The sequence below is a fragment of the Bacillus sp. 166amftsu genome, from assembly GCF_900107445.1.
In the GTDB taxonomy this organism is placed as follows: domain Bacteria; phylum Bacillota; class Bacilli; order Bacillales; family Bacillaceae_G; genus Bacillus_A; species Bacillus_A arachidis.
Genome location: NZ_FNQA01000006.1, coordinates 125,544 through 138,992, shown reverse-complemented (window position 1 = coordinate 138,992; position 13,449 = coordinate 125,544). Strand labels below are relative to the sequence as shown.

The following is a 13,449-nucleotide window of genomic DNA, read 5'->3' as shown; positions in this document are numbered from 1 at the left end:
AAATTATCACGTACCTCTCCCTCGTTGAGTTTTAGCACTGTACAGCATAGGTTTGAAACCAGCTACATTAAGAAGGGCCTTCTCTCCGACCGTTCCTGTTGACCCATTGGCGTCTCTCGACATTTTTGGGCAGCAGCGTTTCTCTATACAGGAGCCTCACCTAACAGAGACTATTCAAATATAACTTCAATTTACAGCGTTCTTCTTGATTTGTCAATTTTTTTATAATAAATATATATTCTTTTTAATTTTTGGCTCTGTTAAAAGTATAGTGTTGATATTTTATGCTTTCTCAAATTATTAGTATAATTAACATTTGAACAAGTATTTATGAGGGAGAAAAGTACAAAAGCGTTGACCAACACCGCACAATGCACATTCCTGATACTTAACAGAAAAAGCGATGTCACAATGCGACATCGCTTTTGTATGTATGGAAGACTAGTAGAAAATCTTCTAGCCTATTCCCATTTATAAGTCCAAAATTGTTCAATTTGTAACCATTTTAATGTTGCAGCATCTTTGTTTTGCAACTTTACTTCCGTTTCTTCTAACATCGCTTCTGTTTGTGAACGATGCGCACGTAAAGCCGCTAATTTTTGTTCGAATACTTCACTAATGTTGTTGATAACATCTGGTTCACCTAATACTTCCTCACGATTTTTTGTAATCGCAACTGCATGAATGACCGGACGTGTTTCTTTCGGCATACGTGATACAGCGCGAACAGTAGCACGGCCAAATGCATCATGATCTGGATGAACACCATGCTCTGGATAGAATGTAATAATTCGTGATGGTTGTACATCGCGAATGACAGTTTCAATTTTATCTGCTACAAAATCTACATCTTCAAATTCTAGTGTTTTATCGTGGAAACCAAGCATTCTTAAATCTTCAATGCCCATCGCTTCACATGCATCTTTTAATTCCTTTTCACGGATATTCGGAATCGTTTCGCGGTTCGCAAAAACATTCTTTCCCATATTGCGTCCCATTTGTCCAAGCGTTCCGCACGCATATGTCACAGGTACTCCTTGCTTTCTTAATAAACTAATTGTTCCTCCAGCTGCAAACGATTCATCGTCTGGATGAGGAAATACAACAAGCACATGTCTTTCCATACATTTCCCTCCTTCTTATTTAAATGGTGTTAAGCTTAATTCAAGCGCTACTGCTAAACGACCTTTATTATCATGCCCTGCTAATAATAAACGATCGTTCTCGTCTACTTCCCAATGTGTAATGCCTTCAGCATATACCCAACCATGATCCATTTTGAGACCAACTCGGTATGGATTTGTTCCTGTTATTTTCCCACGTTCAAAACGAATAATTGCATTTCGAATAAATGCTCCGACTGTCATCATCTTTTCATTAAAATGTGAAGCGTATGCTCCATTTGTTGTTTCTAAATGAATATATACATCTTTATTTACAAACCGTTCAATTTCATGTTGAATAACAGTACTATCTTTTACTATTTCCATCGGATTTCACCTCTTTAAACCATTTTACGCAAAAATAAAGTAAATTGCTATCTCTATATTAGAGGACAAAACTCACTTTGCATAATAATTTGCATTTTGTTTTTTATTTTTTCACATAGAAAAGTTCACTATTCTCCTACTACTCGTAAATAGTTTTCTTTCTTTTTTGAATTTGCTACAATAGAGTTCATGCGGAGGGATATATTTCGACAATTTAATATACATTTTAAAGAAGGTGACATGTTGGAATATTCAGCACATGAAGTAGCAAATTGGCAATATTATTTTGCAATCGCCGTATTTTTAGTGACATACGGATTTATTATTTCTGAGAAATTAAACCGTGCTGTAATTGCACTATTGGGTGCTGCAATAATGATTATTTTTGGCATTGTAGACTTACATACTGCCTTTACATCGCATATCCAATGGGAAACCATTACTCTTTTAATTGGAATGATGATTCTCGTGCATATTACGAGTCAATCTGGTGTATTTGAATATGTAGCCATTAAAGCAGCAAAAGCAGCGGGTGGAAAACCAATTCGAATTTTATTATTTTTATCCCTATTAACCGCAGTCGGCTCTGCATTTTTAGATAATGTAACAACCGTATTATTAATCGTTCCTGTTACACTATCGATCACGCGTATTTTAAAGGTACAACCTGTTCCTTATTTGATTTCTGAAGTATTATTTTCAAATATCGGTGGTACTGCTACACTAATTGGTGATCCTCCAAACATTATGATTGGATCTGCTAATAAACACCTAGATTTTAATGCCTTTTTACTCAATTTAACACCAATTGTACTTATTATTTCCATTGTTACATTAGGCATTATTTATCTTATGTATCGTAACAAATTAAAAACAACACCTGAACAAATTGCTAAACTTATGGAACTAAATGAAAAAGACTATATTCGTGACCGAAGCTTGCTCCTAAAATCTCTTTCCATTTTAGGATTGACAATTCTCGGATTTGTTCTTCATTCCATTATTCATGTAGATGCGGCAGTTATCGCGATGACCGGTGCAACGCTCCTCATGTTAATTGGTGTAAAACAACATGAATTAGAAGATATATTTGCTCATGTAGAATGGGTAACGATTTTCTTCTTCGCTGGATTATTTGTTCTTGTTGGCGGTTTAATTGATATCGGACTTATTTCATCTTTGGCAAAAGAAGTGATTGATGTAACAAATGGTGATATCGGCTTTGCAGCGATTCTTATTTTATGGGTATCAGGGGCAGCATCAGCTACTATTGATAATATTCCATTTGTCGCAACGATGATTCCGCTGATTCAAGATTTAGCTTCAGGACTTGGACTTTCTGTTGACTCTCCTCAAATTGAAGTACTGTGGTGGGCATTATCACTTGGTGCTTGCTTAGGGGGGAACGGAACATTAATTGGCGCTTCTGCAAACGTAGTTGTCGCAGGTATTGCTAAGCGCGAAGGACATGGATTTTCTTACCTTGATTTCTTAAAAATTGGCTTACCGTTAACAATCGTCGCATTATTATTATCACATGCTTATATATATTTACGTTATTTAATATAAAAAGGTTTGCAGCATATTGCTGCAAACCTTTTTTATCACCAAAATATCCCGATAATTACCAATGCTCCTAAAATTATACCACCAATTTCTCCAACGATTCCTGGTGATAATTGAACACCTTTTTTAACTTCTACAACCGGCCTTTCATGTCTAAGCTGTTGAACTTCACTTTGTAATTGATGCACACTACCATGCAATTCCTTTACGAGTTCTTTTAACTGTGCTAATTCTTCATTTACTGGCTTTGTTTTTTCTAAATTCATATGACATGACTCCTTATTTCAATTCATATGTTGTAAAATTTCGCCAGTCGTTATCCTTTTCCCTGCAATTACATCCGCATTACCAAATATAAATATAGCAAAATTTTTACGATTAATTTGATATGTTACAACATTATGTGCGATTACATCCTATGTAAATCAATTTTGAGTCTTTAGCCATTCATCTCGCAATATACCCATTATGATACGATCAAAACTCTTCCCATCCCGCTGAACGGCTTCTCTCATACACCCCTCCACCTTAAATCCAACCTTTTTATAAACTTCAATTGCCGATTTATTATATGAAATAACATCGAGACCTACACGATGTAGGTTTAATTCATAAAAAGCATATTTCAGAATAAGGCGTAATCCTTCCGTACCATATCCCCTACCTCTATAATTCTTATCACCTATACCAACTGCTAACAACCCAGCTCTATTATTCCACTCTATGCTATGAAGTGCCACAAAACCAATTAAAATATCATCTTGAATCGTTCTTAACATAAAAGAAACGCCATTTGATTTTTGTCCTTTTAATAACTCATATTCCTTTAATTCATGTAACGATTGTGGAACTGCAGCGTCCGTATCTACATTTCTTAAATACTCACTATCTTCTTGCCAAATAGCCATTTGCTCAATATCTTCAGCTCTGATTGCTGATAACTTAATATTTTCACCTAGAAAAAGATTATTCAATTTCGTGTTCATTTCAAAAATCCCCCTTTTAATATGTATAAATTGATTGTACTTATATCAGACTATTCATTCAACTTGTTTATATAGAAACTAGCATAGCGACTGTCCTTACAAACATAGAAAAAAACGATATTTGTTCTTCATCCAAATATCGGCTTTCTCTTCTTTCAAAACATCTATTATTCACTTTTCTTCTTACATGCAAAACAAATATTTCTCCCCTTAATACATGTTTCCAATTGACACTCTTGTTACATCTATGAATTGCTGTAATGGCGCTGTAATCCACTTATCTCTATGCCAAGCAATCTGTGTAAAAATAGGAGAGATTGTATTCTCTAAAACTAACTCCTTCATTGTACCTTGTTGTATCTCTTTTTCTACTACCATTGCTGGTAAAATAGCTATACCTAAGCCCGCAATTACACATTGCTTAATTGCTTCTACACTAACAAACTCAATTTTATTTGCAGGATATACATCTTCTGCCCGGAATAGTTCTTCAAATATAGTACGATAAGAACAGCCAAATTCTGTTAACAAAAGTGTTTCACTTTCTAAATCCTTTGTAGAGATTAAAGATTTTTCAAGTAAAGGATGATTAGGAAATGCTACTATTTTCAATTCTTCTCGAACTAACGACTCTACATGCAAAGCATCTTCTATTTTACATTCATCTAAAATAAAGGCTAAATCAAGTTTTCCCTCCATGAGTTGCTCCTTTACAGCCTCATTTGAATGAGCAGGTTTGAATATAAGTCTTATTTGCGGGAATTTCGTCTTAAATTCCTTCAAAATGGAAGGAAGCCGATATGTGCATTGACTTTCTTGCGCGCCAATCACTAGCGTACCAGATGTTGTTTCCTCATCTTGCACAACCATTTTCGCTTCATAACTTAACGCTATTATCTTATTGGCATATAGTTGAAACTTCCGTCCTGCTTCAGTCAAAAAAAGGCGTTTTCCTAATCGTTCAAACAATGTTGCTCCTAGCTCAGCTTCCAATGCTTTTATTTGTGCCGTGACACTTGATTGAGCAAAATTTAATATTTTAGCTGTCTGCGTAAAGTTCAAGTTTTCTGCTGCTGTTTTAAATGTGATTAATTGTTTTATCTCCAAGACACTTTCCTCCTTCTAATCAATATTTTCGATTGATTAGATCTGAATAATCCTCTTTGCCTATTAATATTTATATTGTATGATAAGAACCAATAACAAACAATATTGATTCATGTTACAAATTGGAGGTATTTCATATGAAAGCACTTTGTTTCGAGGAATTCGGAAATGCGGATGTATTAAAATATCAAGAAGTTTCAGACCCAACTATAAAACCGAATGAGATTCTCGTTCGCACAAAAGCGATTGGCCTAAATTTTGCTGATATATATAGACGTAGAGGTAACTATCATCTTGTTGGTAAACCACCTTATATATTAGGGTATGAGGGTTCAGGAATTGTAGAGAAAATCGGCGCTGAAGTTACGGACATTTCTGCCGGTGATCGCATTGCATTTGCTGATGTACCATTTGCAAATGCGGAGTTAGTAGCTGTTCCAAAAGAAAAAGCGATTCTACTCCCGGACTCTATTTCCTTCGAGGCAGCCTCTTCCGTCTTATTACAAGGGTTAACTGCTCATTACTTAACAAAAGACAGCTACAAAATAAAAGCTAGTGATTTTGTTTTAGTTCATGCAGCTGCCGGAGGGGTTGGGCAACTTCTCATTCAAATGATTAAAATGCAAGGCGCACAAGTAATTGGTCTTACTTCATCTAAAGAAAAAGCAAAAGCAGCTTATTCAACTGGAGCAGACTATGTATTTTTATATTCAGAATCATGGTGTGAGAAAGTACTACAAATTACAAAAGGTCATGGCGTAGATGTTGTATACGAATCAATAGGTTCTACATTAGAAGAGAGCTTTAAGACTACAAAAATCGGTGGTACGGTTGTATTTTACGGAATGGCCGGCGGTGATCCTGCTCCTGTTGATCCACGAATGCTGATGGATACTTCGAAAACTTTAACTGGCGGCGATCTTTGGAACGTACTCACAACGTATGAAGAACGCAAACAACGTTCCAATCAACTATTTGATTGGATTACTGCTGGAAAATTAAACATCCAAAATCCAACTACTTTCTCTTTAGAAGATGGTGCTGAGGCACATCATTTATTGGAAAGTCGAAAAAGTACGGGGAAAATTTTATTAATACCATGAACACTTCGACTTAAAAATCAAAAAGATAGCTAGAAGATTTCTTCTAGCTATCTTTATCTGTGCTACTCAGAAAAAGCTTCCGAATATTGAACAACGCCTTGCACATTTTGAAGAGCATTCTCCGTTAACTCCATTGCCATAAATACTTCGTCTGGCACCTCAAATGGCGCTCTTATATTTCATAGACTAGCTGATTTAAAACCAAATTTCGGATAATACTCTTTATGCCCTAAAACAATTATAGAATGATATCCGAGCTCTTTTGCTTCTCTTAATACATTCGAAATCAACAAGCTTCCAATTCCTTTTTTCTGATAGTCTGGTGCAACAGATACTGGAGCAAGCGCTAGCGAATCTACAGATTTATCACCATTGACGATTTTTATTTTAGATAAAAGGACGTGACCAATAATTTCTTTATCTACCGCCACTAATGATAACTCTGGAATAAACGCATCAGATTTTCTAATACGATTTACAAGTTCGTGCTCTTTCTGATTGCTAAATGTTTCATGTGAAAATGCTTGTTTTACAACCTCTTCTGCCCTTTTATATTCTTTCTCAAATTCTTGTCTAATCTTTATATTTATAGCTCCTCATCCTCTATTTTTTCTTATTTCGTTTTGAATTTTACGCAACGCTTTTTTCGATCCACGCTCTATATCATGCTGCATTTTCCGTTCTTTATAATCCACAAACAATGTGTCTAAATCATACCCTTCTGGATATAGTTCCTTTGCTTTTACCTCTAAAGAAATTCGCTTAACATTCACTTCAATAAACTGTCCATTGTAAAACACAACGATATTGGAGAAATTGTCTTTTTCTTTATATACAATTCCAAAGTCATCATAGTCTAATAATTTCACACGGTCCCCTTTTTTATATTCATCCTTCTCTTCTGCTTTCTCTTTGACAATCTTAGGCTTTCTCAGTCTACTTTCATTCACTCGCTCTAAGCGGTACTCTTTATTTTCCATATAGCCTTTCGCTCTTTGCAGTACGTTTTCTCGCACGTTCATTTTTCTAGAAATCCATAGAGCATTACTCTCTCCTGATTTCCCTATCATTAACTCATACATCGGTTCCAATGTTTCACTATTAAATTGCATCGCCGCATTCATAAAGTCACTGTGCATTTCTGAAAAGCGTTTAATTTCACCATAATGAGTAGTTGCAACAGTCGTACAACCCATATGATAAAATTCTTCTAAAATAGAAATCGCAAGTGCCGCTCCTTCATTCGGTTCCGTACCGCTGCCTATTTCATCAAATAGTAAAAGCGTATTATTATTTGATACTCTCATGATTTCTGAAAGGTTTTTCATATGAGATGAAAATGTACTCAGTGCATTTTCTATACTTTGATTATCACCAATGTCTACAAATATATTTTCAAAAACAGCAATTTCCGTTTCCTTGTCTCCAGCGATGTGCAATCCTGACATTGTCGCCAATGTTAATAGCCCAATTGTTTTTAAAACAATCGTTTTCCCACCAGCATTTGGTCCTGTAATAATTAAGCTCCGATAGTTTTGCCCGATTTCAAAATTAAGCGGTATAGCTTCTCCTGCTAATAATGGATGTCTGCACCCTACTAACTTTACATACCCATAATCATTTAATTTCGGCTCTATCCCGCCAATATGTTTACTACATTTTGCTTTTGCAAACACCATATCGTATTGACTAATCAGCTCCATATTAATCTTAATGTTATAAATGTCCTCTAAGATCATTCCTGATAAAGTAGCTAATATTTGATATTCTTCCATCGCTTCTTCAGCTTTTAAGCTCGCTAGTTCCACATTTAATTTTGTAACAGTATTTGGTTCTATAAAAACTGTTGAACCTTTAGAAGAAATTTCAACAATTGTTCCTGCAACTTGATTTTTATAGGAAGCTTTCACCGGAATCGTATATCGATCGTCTTTTTTACTAATAAAGAATTCTTGAATATATTTTTTATTTGTACTGCTATTTAAAAATTTATTTAAACGTTCTTTAATTTTCCCCTCTACGGAGTCGATATTATTTCGTATTCGCTTCAATTCTTTACTTGCGGCAGAATCAATACTATTTCCTTTAATTGAAAAATTAATTTCTTCTTCCACACTTTTGAATTCAGACATTGAATTCGCATACGATGCTAGTATGGGTGCGAAAAATTCTTTATCCAGCATAAACGTTTTAACCTTTCGACACCCTCTTAAAAAGTCTGATACACTAACTAGCTCAGTTGGATCTAAAATCATTCCCTTTTCTAGCTTTTGAATTGTACTATCGATATTAGAAATTCCGAAAAAAGGTACATGCCCTTCTGCATCTAATATAGCTCGCGCTTCAGTTGTTTCATTCAAACGATTTTTCACTACTTTGATACTTGCGCTTGGCTCCAATTTATCTAACAATTGTTTTCCTAATCCACTCACACAATACGATTTAACTATTTCCTTTAACTCGTTATATTGCAACTTTTCAAAAGTCATTTTATTCAATTTCTATTCTCCTCACTATGATTTACTCACATCAAAAATGAAGATACCTACCCATTAGATTTCAATGAGATATATTTAATTAAATATAACTTTCATGTGATAAAAATAAACACAAAAAAGCTGCGTAGATACCGCAGCTTTTTACATTTACAAGGCCTGTGCAATATATAAAGAAATAAAACCATCTCAAAAAAACATATGGCTATCCCATAATCATTACACGCTTTATAAAGTATTGTAGGTATCTTCATAGGTTATTTGAAATAAATCCATGACAAAGTTAGGGGTTAGAAGTATATAAAAATCCCCTGTTCTCATTAGATTTATTTCATTCAATTTTTTCCTATTTAGAACCTACCGCACTCACAAAAAGCACCTCTCATTAATTTATAATTATGTTCATTGAAATCTAATTTATTGAAATTATCATACTATATGTTACGGCAGAAGTAAAGGTTCCATACTTTACAATATTCTTCTTATTATACTTTAGTCGTAAGTATATATATGGATTATTTATTCAACGTATTACGGATGTTTTCTTATTCGACATTCGATACAATTATATATAAGTAAAATGGATAAGGAGCGATTCACGTGACAGAACTACAAAAGCAATTCTTTTCCAGATTAAATATACAAGAAAGAGAGTCCATTTCATTTGAAGATTTAAACGAAATCCTTCATGCAATGGCACAAGCGATTCCCTTTGAGAATCTAGATATTATTCACGGTACAGTAAAAGAAATTTCAAAAGAAAATCTTCAAGAAAAAATTTTAGTTCATAACCGCGGTGGCCTTTGTTACGAATTAAATCCAACGATGTATTACTTCCTTAAAGATTGCGGTTTTGATGTTCACTTAGTATCAGGAACAGTTTATCATGCCGCTTCTAATACTTGGGCTGTTGATTCAGGGCATGTGGCAACTGTTTTAAAACATAATACTGAATTTTATTTAATTGAAGTCGGTTTCGGTTCAAACCTTCCACTTTCACCTGTTCCTTTCACCGGTGAGATTGTTCATTCCGTTACTGGGGACTATCGCATTCGAAAAGAAACAACTACAAAGGGAAACTATATTTTAGAGATGAAAAAAAATAATGAATTTCTAAATCAGGATTCTTCTCAAGATTGGACATTAGGTTACGCATTTTATATAGAGGCAGTTGATGAAAGAAAATTAAATGAAGCACAAAAAACAATTGTAGAACATACAGACTCCCCTTTTAATAAAGTACCTCTCACCGTAAAACTAACTTCTGATGGGCATGCTACTCTAACAAAAGATCGTTTTACAGTAACAAAGCAAGGAAAACAGAGTAAAGAAGAGATTACAAAAGAGCAATATGCAGACCTATTGCACGCAATATTTGGTATACAATTATAGTCAAACTAAAAATTCTTGTCGTTTCTGACAAGAATTTTTATCGTACAGCAGGTTTTTTGCAATTTGTTGTATTTCACAGTTATATAGAATATACTAAGCCTTGCTTTCGAAGGAATGTTTACTCGTTTTATCAATTTACCAAGTGACATATCAGCGATAAGTTATATCTATTTTGTATAAATGTTAGCAAGTTCGTATGCAAACCATGAAATATTAAATTTTTACTGGTTGTTCTTCTTGATAGATAATTTCACCATCAATAATAGTTGTTTCTACTTTTAAATCTTTAATTTGGTTTGGGTTGACACTTAAAATGCTGTCATTTAATATAATTAAATCCGCCAACTTTCCAACCTCTATGCTTCCTTTTATCTCTTCTTCAAAACTCGCATAAGCACCATTCCAGGTGTATAGTTTAATAGCTTCCATTACGCTTATAGATTGATTAGCACCAAACTCCATTCCAGACTGGCTTTTTCTATTGACAGCAACATGAATTCCTAATAAAGGATTATAGTCAGTAACTGGTGCGTCCGATCCACCTGCTGCCATGATGCCATGATCAATAAAATCACGAACAGCGTACATGTGATTCACACGATCACCATAGTGCTCTACATATATCTCCCCGAATTCATATGGAAATGGAGGATTTGGAATAGGAACCACCTCGAGCTTTTTCATTCTTTCTTGTAAATCTGGTGAAGAAATTCCCGCGTGCTCAATCCGATGACGGTGGTTTTTTCTTGGTGATTCCTCCAACGCCTTTTCTACACAATTTAAATACATTTCAATGGCTTTATCACCTTGTGCATGTACAGTGATTTGATAGCCTTTTTTATGTGCTTCACCTAAAATCCGGTAGATTTCTTCCTCACTATAATAAAGAATACCATAGTTGTTAGAGTCACTGGAGTACGACTCACGGGTTGCAATTGTAGGTCCGGTGCTACTTCCATCTGTAAACAATTTGGCTGGTCCAACTCTAAATCTCTCATCTCCAGTACCAGTTACCACGCCAGCTTCGACCATTTTATTAACAAATTCATGGGAGTTATTTAACTGACATATCATTGCATATATTCGGACACGAATATTCTTACTCTTCACAGCTTGTTGTAGTAAACGGTAACTCTCAGGTCCATATCCACCTGCCTCATGTATACTTGTTATGCCCGCTGCAACGAAATGATCTGATGCAATTTTCATAGCCTTCATCAGTTCACTTTCTGTATAACTTGCAACCTCGCTCATCTCCATATTTGCTGCTTCAATTAACTTTCCTGTAAGCTTTCCTGCCTGATTCTTTTCAATAACTCCCCCATTAGAATCCGGTGTGTTCTCGTTAATTTCCGCAATTTCTAATGCTTTACTGTTCACCACACTTATATGGCCGCAAGTACGGGATACAATAATGGGATGTTCACTTGAAATTTCATCCAGCTCAGTGATTGTTGGATAACGCTTTTCCTTCACAGCAGTTTCATTAAAGCCCCAAGCACGTATCCATTCACCTTTAGGAGTTTCTAAAGCTTTCTTTTTCAGGTCATTTAACAAAGCCTCGATAGAATCAATATGTTCAGCTTTACAACTTACCGCCAACTGATTCACCCCATAAGAAATGAGGTGAATATGAGAATCAATGAATCCAGGAAGAAGGGTTTTTCCTTGCAAGTCAATTACATCCGTTTTTTCTCCTATAAAACTCTTAACCTCCTGATTTGAACCAACAACTGCGATACGATTATCTTTTATTGCTACAGCTTCGACTACTGTATTCTTTTGGTCTACTGTAATAACTTCTCCATTTATCAATACAACATCAGCTTTCATACACTCAGCCCTTTCGGAATTACTCTTTTAGAGTGATTCGTTCAGTATTTAAAACTATCTCTCTCGATATGCTATTCTGCTTTTTAACAAGATTTGTTCATAACTAGTTAAAGTTGAGCTAGGCATTCTTTTAATGTTTTAACAATAAAAGTAAAGTCTTCTTCTGTGATGGTTAATGGCGGAGCAAGTTGCAAAATATTATTGTAACCTGCAACAGTGTCACCATTTTTACCAATAATTAGACCTTTTTCTTTACAAGCATTGATGACTTTGTTCACCTTTTCAATAGCAGCCGGTTCTTTCATTTGCTTATCTTCCACTAGTTCAATACCTAAAAGAAGACCTTTTCCGCGAACATCTCCTACGTTTGGATGCTCTTTTATCTCCTCTAGTTCATATAGCAGTCGTTCACCTAATTCTTGCGAATGTTCAATGAGTTTCTCATTCTCCATAATTTCTAAATTCTTCAAAGCTAAGGCACATGCTGCAGGATTGCCTCCAAACGTATTCACATGGCGGAAGCGATCATAATCTTCACTGCCTATGTATGCCTCATAAACCTCTCGTCTGACTGCTGTTGCTGACAAAGGAAGATACGCACTAGTAATACCTTTTGCCATTGTAATGATATCTGGTTTGACGCCATAGTTCATAAATCCAAATGGCTTCCCTGTCCGGCCAAATCCACATATAACTTCATCACAAATGAGCAACGCACCGTGCTTCTCGCAAATTTCTTTTACTTTTGCCATATATCCATCAGGAGGCATTAAAATTCCGCCCCCAGTAATAATTGGCTCCATAATCACCCCGGCTACTGTTTGGCTTAACTCCCATGTCATGACACGATCGATTTCATCAGCACTTGCCAGTGTATGAACATCATCTGGATTGCGATACGTATCCGGCGGTGCTACATGCAGAAACCCTTGCCCCAATGGTTCATATTTGTACTTTCGTTGGGCTTGACCTGTTGCTGCAAGAGCCCCCATTGAATTACCGTGGTAAGCGCGATAGCGTGAAATAAACTTATAGCGTCCATGATCGCCTTTTTGTTGATGATATTGACGAGCAATTTTAAACGCTGTTTCATTCGCTTCCGATCCACTGTTAGAAAAGAAAATGACGTATTCGTCACCAAGCCATTCATTCAATTTTTCTGCTAATTTAATAGCAGGAACATGACTTTGTGTCAGAGGGAAGTACGGCATTTCTTCAAGCTGTTCATAAGCCGCTCTTGCAAGTTCTTTTCGACCATACCCAACATTCACGCACCACAGACCGGACATACCATCTAAATAACGGTTTCCATCAATATCTGTCACCCATGCCCCTTCTGCTTTTGTGATAATTAAATTCGTTGGATTAGGGGCCGCTCCTCTCATTGCATGCCAAAGGTACTTTTCATCTGCTTTTTTCAAACTTTGTGTTTGTTCTGTCGCTTGCACAATCACCAACTCCATTCTATCTTTTTATG

11 protein-coding genes, 1 pseudogene and 1 riboswitch are annotated in these 13,449 nt (G+C 35.5%); of the genes and pseudogenes, 3 read left to right on the top strand and 9 right to left on the bottom strand.

Annotated elements, in window-relative coordinates; all coding sequences use genetic code 11:
• Positions 1-8 precede the first annotated feature (8 nt).
• Positions 9-175: riboswitch (M-box (ykoK) riboswitch) on the bottom strand.
• Between the two features lie 286 nt (positions 176-461).
• Positions 462-1,124, bottom strand: coding sequence for a bacillithiol biosynthesis deacetylase BshB2 (bshB2, locus tag BLV40_RS16625; RefSeq protein ID WP_026591546.1), 663 nt, complete (start codon positions 1,122-1,124; stop codon positions 462-464).
• A gap of 15 nt (positions 1,125-1,139) precedes the next feature.
• Positions 1,140-1,490 carry a YojF family protein gene (locus BLV40_RS16620; protein WP_026591547.1) on the bottom strand — a complete coding sequence of 117 codons (351 nt, stop codon included), beginning with the start codon at positions 1,488-1,490 and terminating at the stop codon, positions 1,140-1,142.
• A 243-nt stretch (positions 1,491-1,733) separates the two neighbouring features.
• Between BLV40_RS16620 and BLV40_RS16615 the strand changes: the two genes are divergently transcribed.
• Positions 1,734-3,059: an ArsB/NhaD family transporter gene (locus BLV40_RS16615; RefSeq protein ID WP_090691916.1), complete on the top strand. Its 1,326-nt coding sequence runs from the start codon at positions 1,734-1,736 to the stop codon at positions 3,057-3,059.
• Positions 3,060-3,094: 35 nt separating this feature from the next.
• On the opposite strand, the gene BLV40_RS16610 is transcribed toward BLV40_RS16615, so the two are convergent.
• The 3 genes from BLV40_RS16610 to BLV40_RS16600 form a co-directional block, all read right to left on the bottom strand.
• Positions 3,095-3,322 (bottom strand): hypothetical protein, encoded by a 228-nt coding sequence (locus tag BLV40_RS16610; protein ID WP_090691914.1) that lies wholly within the window; start codon positions 3,320-3,322, stop codon positions 3,095-3,097.
• A gap of 159 nt (positions 3,323-3,481) precedes the next feature.
• Positions 3,482-4,042, bottom strand: a complete 561-nt coding sequence (locus tag BLV40_RS16605) for a GNAT family N-acetyltransferase (RefSeq protein WP_026591550.1) — start codon at positions 4,040-4,042, stop codon at positions 3,482-3,484.
• 210 nt (positions 4,043-4,252) lie between these two features.
• A complete protein-coding gene (locus BLV40_RS16600; protein WP_026591551.1) occupies positions 4,253-5,149 on the bottom strand; it encodes a LysR family transcriptional regulator in 897 nt (298 codons plus the stop codon).
• Positions 5,150-5,286: 137 nt separating this feature from the next.
• On the opposite strand from BLV40_RS16600, the gene BLV40_RS16595 reads away from it, so the two are divergent.
• A complete protein-coding gene (locus BLV40_RS16595; protein WP_090691910.1) occupies positions 5,287-6,252 on the top strand; it encodes a quinone oxidoreductase family protein in 966 nt (321 codons plus the stop codon).
• Between the two features lie 62 nt (positions 6,253-6,314).
• On the opposite strand, the pseudogene BLV40_RS16590 reads toward BLV40_RS16595, so the two are convergent.
• A pseudogene (locus BLV40_RS16590) lies at positions 6,315-6,842 on the bottom strand (N-acetyltransferase).
• A gap of 6 nt (positions 6,843-6,848) precedes the next feature.
• On the bottom strand, positions 6,849-8,750 hold the full coding sequence (locus BLV40_RS16585) for an endonuclease MutS2 (protein ID WP_090691907.1): 1,902 nt from the start codon (positions 8,748-8,750) through the stop codon (positions 6,849-6,851).
• A 597-nt stretch (positions 8,751-9,347) separates the two neighbouring features.
• Here BLV40_RS16585 and BLV40_RS16580 point away from each other — a divergent pair.
• Complete coding sequence (locus BLV40_RS16580) at positions 9,348-10,139, top strand: arylamine N-acetyltransferase family protein (protein ID WP_090691904.1); 792 nt, start codon at positions 9,348-9,350, stop codon at positions 10,137-10,139.
• A gap of 213 nt (positions 10,140-10,352) precedes the next feature.
• Here the strand turns inward: BLV40_RS16580 and BLV40_RS16575 are convergent, their stop codons facing one another.
• The gene (locus BLV40_RS16575; protein ID WP_026591556.1) at positions 10,353-11,972 is read right to left on the bottom strand and encodes an amidohydrolase; all 1,620 of its coding nucleotides are present in this window, start codon (positions 11,970-11,972) and stop codon (positions 10,353-10,355) included.
• Between the two features lie 107 nt (positions 11,973-12,079).
• A complete protein-coding gene (locus BLV40_RS16570; RefSeq protein ID WP_170833670.1) occupies positions 12,080-13,435 on the bottom strand; it encodes an aspartate aminotransferase family protein in 1,356 nt (451 codons plus the stop codon).
• Between the last annotated feature and the right edge of the window lie 14 nt (positions 13,436-13,449).